This window comes from Mesorhizobium sp. USDA 4132 (assembly GCF_056279545.1).
The window spans coordinates 4,417,220-4,436,875 of record NZ_JBWCCP010000001.1 but is presented as its reverse complement, the minus strand read 5'-3'; the positions used below and the strand labels follow the sequence as shown (position 1 = coordinate 4,436,875).

Annotated in this window: 15 protein-coding genes; 5 read left to right on the top strand and 10 right to left on the bottom strand. The window is 63.0% G+C overall.

The window, feature by feature from the left end; genetic code table 11:
- The gene (locus ACZ9IU_RS21985) at positions 1 to 1,470 is read left to right on the top strand and encodes a cobyric acid synthase (protein ID WP_038547118.1); all 1,470 of its coding nucleotides are present in this window, start codon (positions 1 to 3) and stop codon (positions 1,468 to 1,470) included.
- On the opposite strand, the gene cbiB is transcribed toward ACZ9IU_RS21985, so the two are convergent.
- Positions 1,454 to 2,419, bottom strand: a complete 966-nt coding sequence (gene cbiB / locus ACZ9IU_RS21980) for an adenosylcobinamide-phosphate synthase CbiB (protein WP_038547115.1) — start codon at positions 2,417 to 2,419, stop codon at positions 1,454 to 1,456. The genes ACZ9IU_RS21985 and cbiB overlap by 17 nt on opposite strands.
- On the opposite strand from cbiB, the gene cobD reads away from it, so the two are divergent.
- On the top strand, positions 2,418 to 3,446 hold the full coding sequence (gene cobD / locus ACZ9IU_RS21975) for a threonine-phosphate decarboxylase CobD (RefSeq protein WP_051899891.1): 1,029 nt from the start codon (positions 2,418 to 2,420) through the stop codon (positions 3,444 to 3,446). The two genes, cbiB and cobD, sit on opposite strands and share 2 nt — an antisense overlap.
- Here cobD and ACZ9IU_RS21970 read toward each other — a convergent pair.
- From ACZ9IU_RS21970 to ACZ9IU_RS21960, 3 genes are read right to left on the bottom strand one after another with little or no spacing between them, the layout of a single operon-like run.
- Positions 3,439 to 4,437 carry a P1 family peptidase gene (locus ACZ9IU_RS21970; RefSeq protein ID WP_038547112.1) on the bottom strand — a complete coding sequence of 333 codons (999 nt, stop codon included), beginning with the start codon at positions 4,435 to 4,437 and terminating at the stop codon, positions 3,439 to 3,441. The genes cobD and ACZ9IU_RS21970 overlap by 8 nt on opposite strands.
- A 3-nt stretch (positions 4,438 to 4,440) precedes the next feature.
- Entirely contained in the window at positions 4,441 to 5,982 is a 1,542-nt protein-coding gene (gene amaB / locus ACZ9IU_RS21965) for an L-piperidine-6-carboxylate dehydrogenase (RefSeq protein WP_038547109.1), read from the bottom strand.
- Between the two features lie 56 nt (positions 5,983 to 6,038).
- On the bottom strand, positions 6,039 to 7,322 hold the full coding sequence (locus ACZ9IU_RS21960) for an NAD(P)/FAD-dependent oxidoreductase (protein WP_038547106.1): 1,284 nt from the start codon (positions 7,320 to 7,322) through the stop codon (positions 6,039 to 6,041).
- 98 nt (positions 7,323 to 7,420) lie between these two features.
- Between ACZ9IU_RS21960 and ACZ9IU_RS21955 the strand changes: the two genes are divergently transcribed.
- Together ACZ9IU_RS21955 and ACZ9IU_RS21950 are read left to right on the top strand one after the other, a co-directional pair.
- On the top strand, positions 7,421 to 8,359 hold the full coding sequence (locus tag ACZ9IU_RS21955; RefSeq protein WP_038547103.1) for a LysR family transcriptional regulator: 939 nt from the start codon (positions 7,421 to 7,423) through the stop codon (positions 8,357 to 8,359).
- Between the two features lie 53 nt (positions 8,360 to 8,412).
- The gene (locus ACZ9IU_RS21950) at positions 8,413 to 8,649 is read left to right on the top strand and encodes an Lrp/AsnC ligand binding domain-containing protein (RefSeq protein ID WP_038547100.1); all 237 of its coding nucleotides are present in this window, start codon (positions 8,413 to 8,415) and stop codon (positions 8,647 to 8,649) included.
- A 52-nt stretch (positions 8,650 to 8,701) separates the two neighbouring features.
- On the opposite strand, the gene ACZ9IU_RS21945 is transcribed toward ACZ9IU_RS21950, so the two are convergent.
- The 3 genes from ACZ9IU_RS21945 to purU all read right to left on the bottom strand — a co-directional run bounded on the left by ACZ9IU_RS21945 (position 8,702) and on the right by purU (position 12,947).
- A complete protein-coding gene (locus ACZ9IU_RS21945) occupies positions 8,702 to 8,899 on the bottom strand; it encodes a hypothetical protein (RefSeq protein ID WP_038591355.1) in 198 nt (65 codons plus the stop codon).
- 432 nt (positions 8,900 to 9,331) lie between these two features.
- Positions 9,332 to 11,977: an aminotransferase class III-fold pyridoxal phosphate-dependent enzyme gene (locus tag ACZ9IU_RS21940; protein ID WP_038547094.1), complete on the bottom strand. Its 2,646-nt coding sequence runs from the start codon at positions 11,975 to 11,977 to the stop codon at positions 9,332 to 9,334.
- Between the two features lie 85 nt (positions 11,978 to 12,062).
- Positions 12,063 to 12,947: a formyltetrahydrofolate deformylase gene (purU, locus tag ACZ9IU_RS21935; RefSeq protein WP_038547091.1), complete on the bottom strand. Its 885-nt coding sequence runs from the start codon at positions 12,945 to 12,947 to the stop codon at positions 12,063 to 12,065.
- A 487-nt stretch (positions 12,948 to 13,434) separates the two neighbouring features.
- Between purU and ACZ9IU_RS21930 the strand changes: the two genes are divergently transcribed.
- Positions 13,435 to 15,276, top strand: a complete 1,842-nt coding sequence (locus ACZ9IU_RS21930; RefSeq protein ID WP_244447451.1) for an alpha/beta hydrolase family protein — start codon at positions 13,435 to 13,437, stop codon at positions 15,274 to 15,276.
- Here ACZ9IU_RS21930 and ACZ9IU_RS21925 read toward each other — a convergent pair.
- Genes ACZ9IU_RS21925 through ACZ9IU_RS21915 form a run of 3 tightly spaced genes read right to left on the bottom strand, consistent with a single transcriptional unit; the run spans position 15,244 to position 19,623 of the window.
- Positions 15,244 to 17,727, bottom strand: a complete 2,484-nt coding sequence (locus ACZ9IU_RS21925) for a beta-mannosidase (protein WP_080719241.1) — start codon at positions 17,725 to 17,727, stop codon at positions 15,244 to 15,246. The two genes, ACZ9IU_RS21930 and ACZ9IU_RS21925, sit on opposite strands and share 33 nt — an antisense overlap.
- Positions 17,724 to 18,707: a DUF1839 family protein gene (locus ACZ9IU_RS21920; RefSeq protein ID WP_038547088.1), complete on the bottom strand. Its 984-nt coding sequence runs from the start codon at positions 18,705 to 18,707 to the stop codon at positions 17,724 to 17,726. The genes ACZ9IU_RS21925 and ACZ9IU_RS21920 overlap by 4 nt, the downstream gene beginning before the upstream one ends.
- A 4-nt stretch (positions 18,708 to 18,711) precedes the next feature.
- Positions 18,712 to 19,623, bottom strand: a complete 912-nt coding sequence (locus ACZ9IU_RS21915) for an amino acid--[acyl-carrier-protein] ligase (protein ID WP_038547086.1) — start codon at positions 19,621 to 19,623, stop codon at positions 18,712 to 18,714.
- Between the last annotated feature and the right edge of the window lie 33 nt (positions 19,624 to 19,656).

Below are 19,656 nucleotides of genomic sequence, written 5' to 3'. Positions count from 1 at the left end.
ATGGTTGGGGTCAAGCCAGCTCGGGCGCTGATGTTTCAGGGAACGGGCTCGGATGTGGGCAAGTCGCTGGTCGTGGCCGGGCTTGCCCGCGCCTTTACGCTACGCGGCCTGAAGATCATGCCTTTCAAGCCGCAGAACATGTCGAACAATGCCGCGGTCACCGCGGATGGCGGCGAAATCGGCCGGGCGCAGGCGCTGCAGGCGCGTGCCGCCGGCGCACCGCTCAGCGTCCACATGAACCCGGTGCTCCTGAAGCCGCAGAGCGAGGTGGGTGCGCAGGTGGTGGTGCAAGGCAGGGTCGAAGGCAATGCCAAGGCCGCCGAGTATCAGAGCCTCAAGCCCGGGCTCATGCCGCGGGTTCTGGAAAGTTTCGAAATCCTCCGCAATCAGGCTGATCTCGTGCTGGTCGAGGGTGCCGGCAGCGCCTCGGAAATCAATCTTCGCCACAATGACATCGCCAATATGGGGTTTGCCCGGGCCGCCGACGTGCCGGTGGTGCTGATCGGCGATATCGACCGCGGCGGGGTGATTGCCAGCCTTGCCGGCACGAGGTTGGTGCTCGATCCCGAGGATGCGGCGATGATCCGGGGTTTTATCGTCAATCGTTTTCGGGGCGATCCGGCCCTGTTCGCCGACGGCATGCGGATGATCGGGGAACTCACCGGTTGGCAGTCGATCGGGCTGTTGCCGCATTTTGCCGATGCGGCCCGGCTGCCGGCCGAAGATGCGCTTGGCCTTAATGCACCTTCTGTGCGGAAGGCTGGTGCGAAGATCAGGATCGCGGTGCCGATCCTGCCGCATATCTCCAATTTCGACGATCTCGATCCGCTGGAAGCGGAGCCGGATGTCGATCTGATCCGGGTCCGGCCGGGACAGGCCATTCCCGGCGATTGCGATCTCGTGCTGCTCACCGGTTCTAAGGCGACGATATCCGATCTCCGGGCGCTGAAGGCGGCCGGTTTCGACGTCGATATCGCAGCCCATGTCCGCCGCGGCGGGCAGGTGCTCGGTCTCTGCGGCGGATACCAGATGCTTGGCAAGACGATTTCCGATCCGGAAGGGACGGAAGGGCCGCCCGGCTCGATCGAGGGGCTTGGCCTGCTGGATGTCGAGACGGTTCTCGCGGGCGATAAACGGCTTGAGGCCGTTGCGGGCGCGAGTTTCGACGGAATTTCCCTGTCCGGTTATGAAATGCATATCGGGCGAACCACCGGTGCCGATTGCAGGCAGTCTTTTGCGACAATCGGCGGTAACCCGGAAGGTGCGATATCGGGGGATGGCCGGGTCTGGGGCACCTATCTCCATGGCCTGTTCTCGGACGACCGGCAGCGGTCGGCCTGGCTGGCGCGGCTCGGAGGTTCTGTATCGGACCTGGACTACGAGGCTGGCGTGGACGCAGTGCTGGACCGGCTGGCCGGCCATATGGAAAAGCATCTCGATCTGGATGGGCTGCTCAAACTTGCCAGATGATCAGCGCCAGAAGGCCGAAAAGGCCGATCAGCAGAGCGTCGGCAACGCGGGCGAGTTTCAGCGCGCGGCGAATGTCGTCGTAGGTGAGCTCGGAGCGCCCACCCTCGCCCATGAACCGTGCCTCGATCATCTGTCCGCCATAGCTGCGCGGTCCGGCAAGCGCAATGCCGAGCGCGCCGGCCATCGCCGCTTCCGGCCAGCCGGCGTTCGGCGACCGGTGATGGCGGGCATCCCGCCTGATGGCGCGGATCGCGTTGCCCGGCGAGGCGCGATCGATGAAACCTGCTGCGACCACGAAGAGAAGGGCGCTCAGGCGCGAGGCGGGCAGGTTGATGAGATCGTCGAACCGCGCTGCCGCCCAGCCGAAGGCCTCGTAACGCGGCAGTTTGTGGCCGATCATGCTGTCGGCGGTATTGGCCGCCTTGTAGCCGACGCCGCCCGCGAGACCGCCGATCCCCATCCAGAAGGCCGGCGCCACGACGCCGTCCGAAAAATTCTCGGCGAGGCTCTCGATCGCCGCGCGGCAGACGGCGGCTTCATCGAGCTTTTCCGGATCGCGCCCGACGATTTTCGAGACCGCTTTCCGCCCGGCATCCAGACCTCCGTATCGCAGCGCCGTCGCCACGGCCTCGACATGGGTTTCAAGGCTCTTCTGCGCGGGCAGGCTGGCGGCAACCAGAACCAGCAGGATCGGCCCGAGGGGGATCATTCTCAGGTCGTATTCGATCACCAGGCTGAGCAGGACGGTGATGCCGAGAAGCGCCAGAAGCGCGAACACGCCCTTTCGCTTGCGCGTGGAAAAGTCGTCCCTTTCGCGGTTCAGATCGCGGTCGAGCCGGGATATCAATGCGCCGATCCAGGTGACCGGATGGCCGATGCGCCGAAATAACCAGTCCGGATAACCCACGATGCGCTCCGTGATCAGGGCGAAAAATGCGAGAAGGAACATGAAGTTGGCAGGCCCTGAGATTGGCGGTGAAATTGGCGATCCGATACAGCACGGCGGTAATCTTTCCCGTGCCCGGGCACTGTTTCCACATGCGCCGGAACCCTGGGTCGATCTTTCCACCGGTATCAGCCCGCATTCCTATCCGTATTCGCCCCTGCCCGACAATGCTTTCACGCGACTGCCTGACGTCGCATCGGCGGAAAGGCTGAAGGGCCTTGCCGCTACTGCCTACGGCGCGCCGTCGGCGGCACATGTCGCGGCGGGGCCGGGGACGCAGATCCTGCTGCCGATGGTCGCTGATCTGATCGCCCGGAAAGGCCGTGCCGCGGTTCTTTCGCCCACCTATGCGGAGCATGCCCGCGCGGCGCGGTTTTCCGGCTTCGAGGTCAGCGAAACCGACGATCTGGATCGGCTGGCGGAAGCGGACCTCGCCGTCATCGTCAATCCCAACAACCCGACCGGGCGCATCGTCGCGCGTGCCGATCTTTTGGCGCTCGCCACCATCATGCGGGCAAAGAACGGGCTGTTGGTCGTGGACGAAGCCTTCATGGATGTTTCGGAAGCATCGAGCGTCACCGACGCGGTGGATGCCGGTGGGCTGGTGGTGCTGCGCTCCTTCGGCAAGTTCTACGGCATGGCCGGCCTACGACTCGGCTTCGTGATTTCGCATCCCGAAACGATCGCGAAAATCGAGAACCGGCTGGGTCCCTGGGCGGTGTCCGGTCCGGCATTGCACGTGGGGAACGAGGCACTCGCCGATGTGACATGGCAGGACGCAATGCGGCTGAGGCTTAAAGAGGATGCGGCGCGGTTGGATGCCCTGCTCGGGGCCGCGGGAATACCTGTTGCGGGTGGGACGTCGCTGTTCCGCTTCATCCGGGATCCCCGCGCGCAGGCGGTTTTCCGGCATCTTGGAGAGCAGGGCATTCTGGTGCGCCGGTTCGAGGAACGGCCCGAGGATCTGAGGATCGGCCTTCCCTGCGAGCGCGACTGGCCGCGGCTCCAAGAAGCCTTAAAAACTATTTAGCCGGCGAAGTGAATTTGTCGCGCCAGGCGATCTGGGCGCTTGCATTGGGCAAAGCCGTCGCCTCGTAGACGCCGCGGGCCACGGCACGGGCGGTTACCAGCGTCGCCAGATGGCAGATTTCCATGAAATCCGAGGGGTCGCTTAAAGGTTTCGCCCCGGTCGCCGCCGAAAAGATCGTGTCGCCGTCGAAGGGCAGATGTGCCGGCAGGATGGCACGGGCAAGCCCGTCATGGGCGAGGATGGAAAGCCGGTGCGCCTGTGCCTTGGTCAGCACGGCATCGGTGACGATGACGCCTATCGTCGTCGACGTCACATTGCGGCCCTTGAGGCGCATGCGGTTGTCGAAGGTCGGAGGTAGTCCAAGGCCGCCGAACTCCTTGTCTTCTTCAAAGGGAGCGGCCCAGAAATGCGGGCCTTCGCCAATCGTCGCCGAGCCAAGGGCATTGGCGGCAAGCAGTGCCGCGACCGTATGGCCTGTTGAAGTCCGGGCGCTTGCCGAGCCGATGCCGCCCTTGAACGTTGCCGTCGTGGCGCCCGTTCCGGCGCCGATGGTTCCGAGTGCGAACTCACCCTTGGCGGCAGCTTTGAAGGCCTCGTAACCCATGTCGCGATAGGGCGAATGCAGGCCCCAGTCCTTGTTGCCGCCGTTGAGGAGATCCATCAGGATCGCCTGCGGCACGATCGGCACGCGGACGCTGCCGACCTGGAAACCGCGACCGATTTCCCGCAGACCCGATTGCACCCCTCCGGCCGCATCGAGACCGAAGGCAGAGCCGCCCGACAGCACGAAGGCATCGACCGTCTGCACGGTCATCGACGGATCGAGCAGGGCTGTGTCCCGCCCGCCCGGAGCGCCGCCGAGGACGGAGCCGGAGGCGATTGCCGGTTCGTCGAAGATGATCGCCGTGACGCCCGACCCCAAGGCAAGATCGGTGGCATGGCCAACGGCCACGCCCTCGATGTCGGTCAGCAGGTTCAGCGGTTCGGCCATCGGTTATTCGATGTCGAACTTGACGCCCTGCGCGAGCGGCAGGGTGCGGCCGTAGTTCAGGGTGTTGGTGGCGCGGCGCATGTAGACGCGCCATGCGTCGGAGCCGGATTCGCGACCGCCGCCGGTTTCCTTCTCGCCGCCGAACGCGCCGCCGATTTCGGCGCCGGAAGGGCCGATATTGACATTGGCGATGCCGCAATCGGAGCCGCGGGCGGAAACGAAGGTTTCCGCTTCGCGCATGTCGTTGGTGAAGATCGAGGAGGAAAGGCCCTGCGGCACGTCATTGTGCAGGTGGAGCGCCTCGTCGAAGCTCGAATATTTCATCACGTAGAGGATCGGGGCGAAGGTCTCGTCCTTGACCGGACCGGACTGGGCCGGCATTTCGACGATCGCGGGGCGGACGTAATAGGCGTCTGCGGCCTCGTTCTGGTGAACACGTTCGCCGCCGGTCACCTTGCCGCCTTCGGCCCTGGCGGCTTCCAGCGCCTTCTGCATCTTGTCGTAAGCGGCCTTGTCGATCAGCGGGCCGACGAGATTGCCGTTTTCGAGCGGGCTGCCGATCGTCACCGACTGGTAGGCCTTGGCGAGGCGCGGCACCAGCGTTTCATAGACGCTGTCATGCACGAAGAGGCGGCGCAGCGAGGTGCAGCGCTGGCCGGCGGTGCCCATGGCGGCGAAGGCGACACCGCGAAGCGTCAGGTCGAGATCGGCGGTCGGGGCGACGATCGCGGCATTGTTGCCGCCGAGTTCCAGCAGCGAGCGGGCGAAGCGCGACGCAAGCCGCGGGCCGACGGCCCGGCCCATGGCCGTCGAGCCGGTTGCGGAAACCAGCGGGATCTTGTCGTGATCGACCAGGACTTCGCCGATATCGCGCCCGCCGATCAGAACGGTCGAAAGGTTCTTCGGGGCCTTTCCGCCGTCGGCGATGAAACGGGCGAGTGCCTTTTCGAAGATTGCCTGGGTGGCGAGCGCGGTCAGCGGTGTCTTTTCGGACGGCTTCCAGACGGTGGAATTGCCGCAGACGATCGCGAGCGCGGCGTTCCAGGACCAAACAGCGACCGGGAAGTTGAAGGCGGAAATGATGCCGATCGCGCCGAGCGGATGCCAGGTCTCCATCATCCGGTGTTCGGAGCGTTCGGTGGCGATCGTCAGGCCGTAGAGCTGGCGGGACAGGCCGACCGCGAAATCGCAGATGTCGATCATTTCCTGCACTTCGCCGAGGCCTTCGGAGGTGACCTTGCCGACCTCGATGGAGACGAGCCGACCGAGTGCGGTCTTGGCCGCGCGCAGTTCCTCGCCGAGAAGGCGGATCAGTTCGCCGCGCTTCGGAGCCGGCACCAGCCGCCATTCGAGGAAGGCCGCGTGGGCGGCATCGATCGCCTTTACGGCACCTGCGGCGGTTTCTTCTGGCAGTCTGCCGATTTCCAGGCCGGTGATCGGCGAACGGACGGCGAGCGTGCCGCCGTTATAGCTTTCGGCTTTCACGCCGAGACCGCTCAGAATGTGTTTCACCTCAGCGGCGAGATCGAGTGTGGCGAGCGTCATGTCAGTCTCCGGATGGGTAATTTTCGTCAATCTACAAATCGGTGGCAGTTTCGCAATCAGAACCGCCCGCCGGCGAAATGGGCGATCTGTGCGCCCGCTTCGTAATAGGCTTCCTTGATGGCGCGGAAGGCCGGTTCCTGCGGGTCCGAAAGCGGCAGGGGCAGGTCGGCCTCGGAGATCTCCCCGAGGATATGTTTTGCAAGCAGCTTGCCGAATGTCGTGCCGGGCGCGATGCCCCGGCCGTTATAGCCCGAAAAACCGATCGTGTTGCGGCCGAATTTGTGGAGACGCGGCAAAGCGTTGTCGGTCATGCCGATCTTGCCGTACCACTCGGCCTCGAATTCCACCTCGCCGAGCTGCGGGAAGATGCGTTTCAGCGAGCGCCGAGCCCAGCTCTTGTGGATTGCCGTTCCTGTTCCGCGCAGGGCGCCGACCGAACCGAAGACCAGCCGGCCGGCCTGATCCATGCGGAAGGAAGAGAGGATTTCCTTGGTGTCCCAGCAACCCTCGCGCCCGGCAAGGATGGAGCGGCGCAGGTTGTCGCTGAGCGGCGTGGTGGCGAGGTTGAAATAGGGCAGGTGCACCTGTTCGCGCCGCACCTCTTCCCAAGGGCCGGTGCTATAGGCATCGGTTGCGACGATCACCCAGTCGGCGGTGACCTGGCCGAGGGCGGTCTTGACGAATTTTCGGCCCTCGACCTCACCGGTGCCGGTGACGGCGCTGCCGGTATGGAGCTTGGCGCCGGCCTTCACCGCCGCATGGGCAAGACCACGCGCATAGGCGAGCGGCTGCAGCGTGCCGGCACGCATGTCGAGCAGCGATCCGGAATAGGCGGTGGAACCGACACGTCTTACCGTCTCGGCGGCATCGAGCAAAGTCACCGGGGCGCCGCGCTTCTGCCATTGGCGAGCGCGCTCCTCCAGTTCTTTCAGCCCTCCCGGGCCAACGGCGCAATGCAGCGTGCCGTTCTTTTCGAGCTCGCAGGCGATGGCGTGTTTGTCGATCAGTTCGCGGACGAGGGCGGGGCCGTTGCCGAGCAGGTCGAGCAGGCGTTCACCGTAGACAGGGCCTAGTTCCTTGGGGAAATCGTCGGGCATCACCCACATGCCGGCATTGATCAGGCCGACATTGCGGCCGGCGCCGCCGAAACCGATCTCGGCTGCTTCGAGCAGCACGACATTGGTCCCCGCTTGCGCAAGATGCAGCGCGGCCGAGAGACCCGTATATCCGCCGCCGACAATCACCACATCGGCAGATATCGCTTGCTCCAGCCGAGTGGTGAGCGGCGGGGCGGGGGCGGTCTTTTCCCAGAGGCCGTGAGAGCGGGGATCGTTCAGCATGATGATTGTCCGGGAGCGTTGATCGCCAACTCTTTACAGGGAGCAGTTATCGATGAATATCGACATGTTCTCAACAGATCATTCGCTGGAGGAATGACATGCTGCCGCCCCGGCGCTTTCTCCCGTCATTCTCGCTGCTCTCCGCCTTCGAGGCGGCTGCCCGCACCGGCAGCGTCACGGCGGCGGCAAACGAGCTTGGCCTCACCCAGAGCGCCGTCAGCCGCCAGATTTCGGCGCTGGAAAGACAGCTCGGCGTGGCTTTGTTCCTACGCGAGCGGCAGACGATCCGGTTGACGCTTGCCGGAGACGGGTATGCCCGCGAGGTGCGGGAGGCGCTCAGGCGTATTTCGCATGCCTCGCTCAATCTCAGGGCCAATCCTTCCGGCGGCACGCTGAACCTCGCCATCCTGCCGTTCTTCGGCACGCGATGGCTCACCCCGCGCATCGGCCGCTTCCTGGAGGCGCATCCGGGCATGGTCGTGAACCTGATCACACGGCTCGAACCGTTCGATTTCCGGTTCGACACGCTGGATGCCGCCATTCATTTCGGTGCGGCTCGCTGGCCGGGCGCGGCGCTTACCTTTCTGATGGATGAGGAAGTGCTGCCCGCATGCAGTCCGGAGTTCAAGGCGCGGCACAATCTTCAAACTCCGGCAGACGTGCTGCAGGCGCCGCTACTGCATCTCAATACCCGGCCGGACGCCTGGGAATTGTGGTTTTCAAAGAACAACATCACGTTCGATGCCTTGCATGGGATGCTGTTCGACCAGTTCATCACCATGGTCGAGGCGGCGACCGCCGGCCTCGGTGCCGCGCTGCTGCCGCGGTTCCTGATCGGCCGGGAGCTGGAGCAGGGCCTGCTGGTGCCCGCCGTGAAGGCCGAGAGAATGGAGACCGGCCAATACCATCTCGCCTATCCGCCCGACCGAGCCACCTATCCGCCGCTTGCGGCTTTCAGGGAGTGGATCATCCAGGAGATCCACAGGCAAGAGATTCACCAGGATGCGCTTGCGAACGGCGGTCGCATCGGCCAATAGTCGGACATGTCCATCATGATCGCGAAGGCGATCCGACCGACGGGAAGACGTCCATGAAACCTATTTTCGTCCAGCTCCGCTGCAAGCCCGGCAAGACCTACGAGGTTGCCGACGCCATCTACAAGACCGAGCTCGCCTCCGAACTGTATTCGACCAGCGGCGAATGGGACCTGCTGCTGAAGGTCTACATCAAGGACAACGACGAGATTGGCCGCTTCGTAAACGAGAAGATCGCCTCGATTCCGGGCATCGAACGTTCGTTGACGACGATGACCTTCACAGCGTTCTGAGCGCAAAAAAAAGCCGCCACAGGGGCGGCTTTTTGGATTGGATTTAAAAATCTCAGGCATGCGCCGCCGAGGCGCTGTTGCGCGAGCGAACCAGCTCGCGGATGGCAAGACGCACTTCGTCGGCAGAGCCGAAACGCTGCTCGTCCAGATCGATGACATGGAATTTCACGGCGATGAATTTCAGCCGATCCGCGTCAGGAATGACAATACCGACGGGCTCGCCGCCGAATTCGATTACTTGCTTCTGCATGGCAGACTCCCGCTTTGGCTGCTTGCGACGCAGCTCTGGCGAATGAAAATTTTCAGGAACGATTGAACTGAAGCGTTACATTCGACAGCACGGAAGGGAGCGGCGATCCGTGCCATTCATTTTGAACGCGGCCTCACCAAAGGCGGCGACGCGGACGAATTTAAACATGTCACTCTCCCTTCATGGCGTTGCGCGAAAGTCGGCGAGACTCAGCAGGCCGAACGAAAATCATCTGTAGGCGAGTCCCACAAAATGATCAACGGAAATCAATCTACCTAGAATTTTTTTCCGACTGATGACAGGAAGAAGGCCGAATTGTGAAATTTCATTCGCGATTCCTGATCATTGCCTGTCAGCCCTGAGATAGGTGGCTTTTCCATCCAAGCAAGGATCGAGAGTGGAAAATTTCCGGCAAAGCCCGGATCGGCCAGCTCAAATTTCCGAGAGCAGGGTTTCGATCCGATCCACCAACCCGTCTGCGCTCTCGCGGCTGAGACATAGCGGCGGACGCAGGACAATGCGCTTCGGTATGCTATCGTCCACGATAAACCCGGGTCGTAGCCGTTCGCCGAGGTTCGCCGCCTCGTCCGACAGATCGACCACGAGCAGCAAGCCGCTGCCGGTCACGGCACGGATCGCCGGAAAGCGTTCGGCCAGGCTTTCGAGCCGCGCCTTCAGATGGCCGCCGATCTCGCGGGTGTTCTCCCGCAATTGCTCTTCCCTGATGACATCGAGCGCCGCTGCGGCCGCTGCTGCTTCAACCGGAGAGATCGCCCGCGGACGTTCGTCGGCGGCAAGGCTTGCCGCGATTTCGGGCCGTGTCAGCAGAAGCGCCGGCGCCCCTCCGTCCGGTCCGTCGGCGATCAGAAAGTCAGGCGCCAGGCCCCGGTGCGAGAAACCCCAGGTGTGGTGGCCAAGACGGCCGTAGCCCGTTCCGGTTTCGTCGACGACCAGCAGGCCGGCCTTCTCTCGAAGTTCGGCCAGCGGCTCGTCCAGATGCAAGGCCTCGTCGTAACCGTTCGCGAGCACGGCTGCGATATCCTCGAGATCGTGGATCATGTCGGCTGCGGTGCCGATGGCGGGGACAGTGAAAAGGTCCGGATCGCGGCGATCCACCCGGAAGCCCGGCAGGCCGATGATCCGGGCCTTGTTCGTGTGGGCGCGGACGAGCCGGAAGGCGAGATCCAGAGCGTCGCCACGGCTGGCCGCAAACGCGACATGGTTCAAACCTTCAGGCGCAAGCTCAGCCAGTTGCACTCGCAACACCTCCTCCGGCTCGGATGGATGGCTCGTGGCGCGGTTGAGCAGGATGGTCTGGCGGTACGTCGCGGCGGCGAGGCGCGGATGTCCGTGGCCGATCAGCGGCGCTTGGCCGCCGAGATCGAGCGCGGTGCGCCCCGCCGCGTCGAAGAGATATTCCTTCCAGCCGCGGACCGGCTGATCGAAATGTTTCGGCGCCGGGGCATTCGCATCGATGCCGAGCAATGCAGCCGGGGAAGGACATAACCTCGACCACCTGCCGACCCCGGTCGGCGTGCAGAAGAGCGGCGGCACGAGATCCGGATCGAGGCAGAACCTGAGCCGCAGGCCGCCTACCGAGTTGTCCGCTCCGGCGATCACGCCGATCGGGTCGCCTGCGGCGAGTTCCGTCTCTTCGGCAAGCGTACATTCGAGGCCTTCGACATGCAGGGTCAGATCGCGTCCGACAAGGACAAGGCGGGGGCCGGCGCTTTTCAGCGTCCCGGCAAAAGGCGCCACTGCCGTTATCCGGGCAGGGATACAGGCATCGATATGGAGCGCGAAACTTTCCGGCTCCTGCTGCGGGTCGGTGCTGCCTTTCGAAAGTCGGTATTCGCCGTAACGGGTGCTGGCGCGGCCGGTCTCTCGGGAAATGTGGGCAAGCAGCTTCCAGTCGTTGTCGTTGTCCGTCCAGTTTCCGCCGTAGAGAAGCGGACTGGTGACGCTCAGGTCCACCAGCCGGAAAGTTTCCGGGTCGATATCGGGCAGGAGCCGGCCGATTTCCGGCAGCGGCTTCGTCATTCCCGTAGCATCGAGGATGGCAGCAAATACCTGTGCCGGGGAAATGGCGGTTGCGCCGTTCAGCACCGCACGGCGTTTCTCGGTCTCCTCCTTTGCCTGCGGATCATCGGGCGACAACGCCTGCCGGCTCTCGGCTTCGGCGGCGAGAATGCCGGTGCGGGCGACGACCAGCGGCCACAGGGCTTCGAGCTCGGCCAGGGTGAAAGGATAGATCTCGTGGTAGGCGCGGATCGCCGGCAGCAGGGCGAACGGATCTCCATCGCGGTCCGCGAGCAGGTAGGCGCAGGTATTGGCAAAACCGGCGACGAGCCAGCCGTTGGAAATGCCTGAGAAATCCGTCACGCCGGTCGGCATCCATGTGCCTTCCGTATCTTCGCCGATGACGGTTCCGGCATTCAGGTTCTGATGTGCCGCCGCGACCCTGAGGCCCGGGCCGAGCGGCTGGATGCGCCGAAGCGCCGTCACCATCGCCTTGGCGATCACGTCGCGGATTTCCTGGTCGGCGACGGTGGACAGAAGCGAGACCGTCTGGGGGCCGGCCTTGCGCAGGTCGCCTTCCGGCTCGCGCTCGAGGACCGGATGTTCGAAATCCTGGAGGCTTTTCGCAAGCTCGGCCGAGATCGATCCGAAGGCGGCGACGGATCGATCCGACAGTCGTTCACCGGTCGGCGGCGGCGCACCTTCCAGGAATGTCAGGAGGCGGACACGCCGGTCTTCGCCGCCGAGCGGCAGGACAAGCATGTCGCCGCCGTCCTTGGTCATCACCGGTTCGGGAACCCGCGGCCCGTCGGGACTGCGCAGGATATGGCGCATCAAGGCGTGTTCCGCCTCGACCTCCTCGATGGGATCGTTGGCGGGCGATATTTTGAGCAGATAGCGCAAGTGGCCGTTGTCGATCAGGAAGTAGGGGTTCTGCCGTCCCTCGATCGGGAAGATCTGCCCGGAAAGCCCGTAGTGGTCGCGTAGAACGCCCTCGATCGCGTCGATCGAAAGGTCGTTTGCAGGAGGCTCGATGAGTTCTGGCAGGACGTCGGACATGAACCTCTCCGGAAGGGCGCTTCCGAAGAGGATAGAGCGTTAAAGGCCTGCGTCCATAGGCCTTTTCACCGACATTGGCTGGGTCTTAGCCCATACGCTCCGAAGCGTAGGAACCGGGGCTCGGCGGGAAGACGACGGTACGATTGCCGTTGATGAAGGTACGGTGATGGATATGGGCGTGGATGGCGCGCGCCAGGACCTGGCTTTCGACGTCACGACCAAGCGAAACATAGTCGTCGGCCGACTGCGCATGGGTGATGCGCACCGTGTCCTGCTCGAGGATCGGGCCTTCGTCGAGATCGGCGGTGACATAATGGGCCGTCGCGCCGATCAGTTTGACGCCGCGGGTATAGGCCTGCTTGTAGGGATTGGCACCCTTGAAGCTCGGCAGGAAGGAGTGGTGGATATTGATGATCTTGCCGGACATCTTCCTGCAGAGACTGTCGGACAGAACCTGCATGTAGCGGGCCAGCACGATGAGCTCCGTGCCGCTCTGCTCGACCAGATCGAGAAGCTGGGCTTCGGCCTGCGGTTTGTTTTCCTTCGTCACCTTGATGTGGTGGAAGGGGATGTCGTTGTTGACGACCTGTTTCTGGTAGTCGAAATGGTTGGAGACGACACCGACGATATCGATCGGAAGCGCGCCGATCTTCCAGCGGTAGAGGAGGTCGTTGAGGCAGTGGCCGAAACGGGAGACCATCAGGAGAACCTTCATCCGCTCATCGGTATCGAAGATCTCCCATTCCATCTCGAACCGGCCGGCGATCGGCTTGAAGCCTTCGAGCAGCGCCGGACGCTCGGCGCCTTCTTCGGAGAGAAAGCTGACGCGCATGAAGAACTTGCCCGTGTCGAGGTCATCGAACTGCGATGAGTCGATGATGTTGCAACCCTTTTCCGCCAGAAAGCCGGAAATCGCCGCGACAATGCCGCGCGTTGTCTTGCAGGATACGGTCAGGACGTAGTTGTTCATGCAAATTCTCCCTCCTCTGCCATCGGTCGGCCGTTCCGTGTATACATAAAATTGGCGCCGGGCAATATCCAGCCCCTACGGGACAGGAAAATGCCCAACGAGGCCTGAGCTTGGTCCTAGAATGTGTACAGCCAGCCTCGTTTGAATGTCCAGGCAAGCTTCTTACCTCCCGACCTTAAAGCCAGCCACCCAAAATTCCGTTCCCTTTGCGCCGTCGGCGCGCGCATCACCGCCGCGGAAGCTGCTTCGAGCAACGATTCGCATTTACTTGACATTATGGTGGCGGGTTGCGGTTTCGCACTGGAGGAAGACTTGAAGCAGAGGTCCTGAAAAGTCTGGCAAAATCGGTGACAGGCCGCAGATCCAAGTTCCCTCGCCTCTTTTCGGAACAGTTCCGCCTGCGATCGGTAAAATCGCCGCTGATAGTTTAAGTCTTTATCAGCAAGGCCGGGCGTATTGCTGTTATAGTGATGGAAAAATCGCCGGCATGGCTATGATGAACGCCCGAAATGAATCCTCGTCCGCTGGGGAAATATCGCCGCTGCTGCCACGCTCGGCTTCCGAACCGTTGACCTTCAACGGCACGATCGGGCTTTTCACGCCGCCGTCGAACGGTACCCAGCCGTCGAGCACTGCCGTGCTGTTCGCCAGTCCCTGGGGGCTGGAGGAAATGTGCACGCGCAAATTCTGGCGCATCATTTCCGAAAAGCTCGCCGATCGCGGTATTGCCAGCCTGCGGTTCGATTATCCCGGCACCGGCGATGCGCTTGACGATATCGATTTCGAAGGCGGGCTTTCCGTCTGGTCCGACAGTCTCGTTTCCGCTGCCGCGCATCTCAAGGAGCTTTCCGGCTGCGAGCGCATCGCCGTCATCTCGCAGGGGCTGGGGGCGCTCGTCGCCACCCGGGCCGCCGACGAGATCGAGGCGCTCGATGCCGTCGTTTATATGGCGCCGGTGGTTTCCGGCCGCCTGCATATCCGCGAGCTCGCGGTCTGGTCCAGGGTGGTCGACGAAAATCTGGGCCTTACCGAAGCACAGCATAGTGAAATCGGCGTCTCTATCGCGTCGCTCACCATGCCCGGTGAGATCGCCGACGAGGTTCGCAACGTCAATCTGTTAAAGGTCGACCGGCCGCCTGCGCCACGCGTGCTGGTCATCGGCCGGGCGGATCGGCCCTCCGACAAGGAGTTTGCCGTTCGCCTGCGGGCGCTTGGCGCCGATGTGGATGAACAGCCTTTCGAAGGTTACGACAAGCTCGTTTCAAACCCGGTGATCGTCAAATTGCCGCTGACAGTTGCCGATAATCTGACGAACTGGATCGTCGCATTGCCGTCCGGACCGGCTGCTTCCGCACCATCGCGCTCGCCGGTGCCGGCGGCCCCTCTCGCTGGCGACGGCTTTACCGAAACGCCGGCACGCTTCGGTCTCAACAGCCATCTTTTCGGAGTTCTCTGCGAGCCGTTGCACGATCGCGCGGGGGCGACGGTGCTTTTCCTGACATCGGCCTATGACCGACATGCCGGGTGGGGCCGTTCAACGGTGGGGCTGGCTCGCGCGCTTGCGCGTTCCGGCATTCCGTCGTTGCGTTTCGACACGGCCAATGTCGGTGACAGTCCGCCGGTGCCTGGCCGGCTGGACCAGGTTCTCTATCATTCGGACCAGAATGCCGACGTCTCGGAAGCGATCGATTTCCTCGCTGCCTGCAACATGACACCGGTCGTCGCCGCCGGCCGCTGCAGCGGCGCCTTTCTCGGCTTCCAGGCATCACTCGTCGAACCGCGCATCGCTGGCAATGTCTCGGTCAATCCGGCGGTCCTCCGCTGGCGCCCCGGCCGGTCCGTCGAGGACATGATCGTCAATGGCGCGCGCAGTCTTCGCGACTACCGCAAGCGGGCCTTGCGGGCCGATACGTTCAAACGCATCCTGAGGGGCGAGGTCGATACCGTCGCCGCCGTCCGCAATATCGCCAAAAGTCTCGGCAACCGGGCCATGGGCAAGGTCTTCCATGCTTTCCGCGGGTTCCTGCCGGAGGGACGGGCGATCTACGGTGCCTTCCGCACCCTCCACCAGCGCGGCATGCCCGTCTCGCTGATTTACAGCGAGAACGATCTCGGTCTCGAACAGTACGATTTCTATTTCGGCCATGACGGATCGGGCCTGGCTCGCTTTCCAAACGTATCGCCGAAAATCATCCCGGATGCCGATCACAACCTGACGCCCGAGCATGCCCGCAAGGTCTATCTCGAGGCATTGAGGGAAATGGCTTTCCGTTTTCCTCTGGAAGAAGGCGTCTATTCAAAAGCGGACGGATCGGTCGCCGCCGAGTGATCGGATCATGCCAGCGGGTCGTTCGGCGGTTTTGGAAAGCGCTGCAAGGCGGATACGCCTGATTGCGCCCGGCGCCAGATGGAATCCATTGTCCGACGCGCAGTAATTGTCGCATTCGATGTTGACCGTCTGCGCGAAGATGTCGGTCGAAATCTCCAGCCAGAATTCCCCCTCATCCTCGGTGACCGAGACCGTGATCTCGGCATCATGAAAAGCACTGGCACGCCCGAGCGGAAAATGGAAAGCTTCCGAGAGGATTTCGCCGGTTTCCGCATGCCTGAGGCGTGCCACCGTCACATCGTGGGAAGGTGGGCCGAAACGATAGGCATGGTTCGCGTCGAAAAAGGCGCCGAACAGGTCGGTCGAAGCGATGCTCGCGCTGCTTCCGGCTTTAAGCGTCAGATCGCGGCGGCCCGATACGACCGGCATCCTGCCCTCCCGCAGGCAAGCGATCTCCAGAACCGCCGGCAGATCGTTCGGCGTTTCGTTGATAAGATGAACATCCAGCCCATTGGTGCTCTCGTCGGCAAACACGACCTGGATCGGCCGGAAGGCGCGCTTCAGCGCAAACCAGGCCGGTTTCGGCCTGCCGTCGACGTCAACGACGCCCCAACCGGGGCCGGGCATGACATCCTGGAAGGTGAAGGCGAGCGCACCGTTGCAGGTCGAGCCCGGCCGCCGCCATTCGGCGAAAGCCGCCTCCATCACTTCGCCGGTCACGGCACGGGAAAGAGCGAGGTACCGTTCGGGCTGCTGCGCTCTCAGTGCCACGGGATCGACACCGTAGAGCGTGCCCAGATAATGGTCGCGCACGTCTTCGAAATCCCAGTCAGCTCCGGTGTCGCGCGGGATGCCGGCCTTGCCGCCGGCGAGGGTTTCCGACGCGGAGAGGTTGGAGAAAGCCAGGCACTCGGCTGCGAAACGGACGTTTGCCCGTCGTGCATCTTCGAGCGGCCGCTTGTAGGCCCCGACACCGTAATAATGGGCGACACCCGCATTCGGATAAAAAGGCAATGCGCCGCCTGAAGGGGAATTGGCCACATAGGGGAGATCCGGCCGGCACTCGCTGGCGAAAGTGCCAAGGATCTCTTCGCAGAGTGGACCTTTCCAGATGCGTTCCGGCAGGCCGAGCATCGCGCCCTGCTGATAGACCTCGCTGCCGCCGCAAAGGACCGCAAGCGATGGCGAGGCTTGTGTCGCCGCCAGGAACTGCTCGACCTCGGTTTTCACGTGAATCATGAAATCCGGATCGCCGGCGGGATAGTCGAAATTGGCGAACATCAGGTCCTGCCAGACCAGCAGGCCGAGTTCGTCGCACAGCGCGAAGAATTCCGGGCTTTCATAGGTCGCGATGCCCGGAATGCGGATCATGTTCATGCCCGCTTCCTTCGCGAGCCTCAGCCAGGGTTCGTAGCTCGCGCGGTCGCCGGGTAGCTTTGCGATGTCGGCGGAAGTCCAGACGGCACCGCGGCAGAACATTTTCCGACCGTTGACGACAACGGCGAAGTCATTGCCATCGGTGCCGCGATCGACCGTCAGGCTCCGAAAGCCGGTGCGGACGATCGGGAACTCCTTGTCCTCGATCTTGAGTGTCACGTCATATAGTGCCGGCTCGCCATGGGTATGCGGCCACCAGGGTTTTATCTCCGGCAGGCAAAGCTCGGCCGAATATCGTCTGCCGTCGTTCGCGAAGCGCGCCTCGGTGCCGTTGCAGACAAGCCGGAAATCAAGGGTTGGTCCGTCGAAAGCAAAGCCGACATTCAAAATGCCTGTTCCGCTTCCATCGAGCGTCGCCGAAACCGCAAACTCCCTCTTCTCTCCCGCGGGGAGAAGGTGGCCTGTGGGACCGGACGAGGGGGGCGAAGCCAAGCGGCTATCGTTGGCACGCATCACCGAAACCGGCCGCCAGGGCCCCACCGCATGAATTTCGGGGCTCCAACCGGGCATGAAGCCCAGCGCGGTGGTGCGGATCAGCCGAAGCCCCTGCTGGTTCATCAGCCGCGGCCGCCAGCGGGCGCGAGGCCCGGTCCTGGCCAGATGCTGTCTCAAGGCCCGAAAGCAGATCGCCAGCGTTTCCGTGCCGGTCAACTCGACCGCAACGTCGTGGCTTTCGAACATGCTGGCCGAGGACAGGATAGGCGTCTCGTCGAGAAACACCTCGGCCACCGTCGCAAGCCCCGCAAACCGCAGGATTGCGGATCCGGGCGTCTCGCCGGCAAGCGAGCGGCGATACCAGGCATCCTTGTCGATCAGCGGCTCGGGATTGTTGCGGTCGAAGCGGCCTGCGGTTTCCAGGGCGGCGGCGACCGTGCCCGGCACCATGGCTGGCAGGTATTCCAGATCCGAAGGAAGGTCGGCCGGCAGGGTGTAGGCGCCTGGCTCCGTTAACGTCAAAGACCAGCCTTCGGCAAGAAGGCTGGTCTTTGACCCGATCGGAATAAGAAGGCTCACGCGGCCTCGCGGGTCTGGGTCAGCGTCGAGGCCAGGTCGCGCATCAGCAGGTCCCAGGCATCAGCGGCCGGATCGAGCGCGGTCGCGAGTGGCTCGAACTTCTTGCGGGTGAGGGCGCGGGCAAGCTGGAACTGGGTGGATTTTGCCACTTCCGAAATCTTCAGCGCCTGCTGCTCGGACTGAGCGAACGCGTTGGGGTTCAGCCATGCGAGATGGCTCGCCAGCAGCTCGAAATTGGCGCCGAACTGGCGGAGCGTGTTGAACGCATATTTGTGGAAGAAGCCAAAATCCCTGTCGGCAATCCGCTCGACCTGCTCTGGAAAAACTTTCGCAAAGGCACGGATCGGATTGTCCTCCGGCCGCCGGGCAAAATGATGCCTGAGCAGTTTCCATGCGGTCTCGCGAATTTCCCTCGCCTCCGGATAGGCCGCCGGAAACTTGGCGAATTCCGTATAAGGCAGGAAGGGCAGCGCGTCCGGGGCCGCGTTCAACTGGAACAGGCCATCGAAATCTTCGCCGGAAAGGGTGAAGAAGCCGCCGTTGTGGAAATAGTCGAGCCCGCGGCTTTCGAGGTCGAGCCGGTTGATGGCCACCGTCGTCTTGCCGTGCTCCTGGCGATAGGCGACGCCGCGCGTATCGGGCAGATAAAAGCTGTCGAGTTCGACCAGCGTCAGCCGGCCGCGGCGGATCTGCTCCGCGACATGCCGTTCCGGCCGGTCGAAGATCGCCAGTTCGGTCACGCGAATGCCGAACAGGGTTTCGAGATCCTCCAGCGGCACCTTGAAGAAGGTGAACTGGTCGCCTTCGAAATCCTGGGTCAGGGTGAAACCAAGCATCGCTTCCGGCGGCAGGCCCTGCGCCGAAAGCACTTCGATCCACAGATCGACGTAACAGTTCGTCTCCGGCCACATGTGCTCGGCTGAATGCAGCGCATGCGTCGTGTAGTTGCCCGGATCGAGCGCGGGAAACACCGCCGTCATGGGATCAGCCCCAGAGCGTGGCACGGACGTGTTCCGGCCACTCCTTCACGTCCAGACCGTGGGTGTGGAAAAGCGCGAGCGCAATTCGTTCCAGGCCGAAACCGACGCAGGCCGTATGCGCGACGCTGCCGTCTTCCAGGTTGAGGCCCCATTTCAGGCCGAAACTGTCCTGGTGATAGTTGAAGCTCATGCAGGCGGTCGGCTGGGCAACGGAAGCGATGGGGATCAGCAGTTCGAACTTCAGGTTCTGATCGCGCTGGTTGTTGACCAGCATCTTGCCGGCGCGGCCGAAGAAAGGATCGTTGGCGATGTCGATGGTGACGTCGAGGCCGACGGACTTCATCATCTCGACGCCCCGGTCCATCCACAGCTGGCGGAAATCGGTCACGTGTTGTTCGGTCCCCATGCAGACATATTCGCGCATGCGGAAAAGCTGCTGGCGGGCCGGATCCTTGGAGGGCTCGTGGCGGAAGCAGTAGCTCTGCAGGTCGAAAAGACCGCCGCCGGCGGGCAGGTTGCCGCGGCGCGCGACGGTTGGGTAGAGCGGATAGCAGGCCGCCGGCGTCAGCACGATGTCGGTCGCTTCTTGGCCCTTGGTCCAGTCCTCCTCGCCGACTTCCATGCATTTCAGCAGGCTCATGTGGTCGAGTTCGTTGCCGCAGAACGAGTGAACCGTGCCGGCGAGCTGCGGAAAGCTCTTCATATAGCCGCTGGTCTCAAAGAAGGCACGGTTCATGCCCGGCGGGAAGCGCATCACCTCCGCACCGTCGGCACCGCCGACCTTGTCGATCAGCCGCTCGAAGGCGGCAATAACGTCTTCGAACTGGCCGCTGCGGCCATACAGTCCGTCGACGCCGGTCTCGATCAGCAGGCCAGCGTCGAACAGGCGGTCGAGAAAGGAAACTTGCAGATCCATGGATTCACCTCATTCTTTAAACGATTACATCTG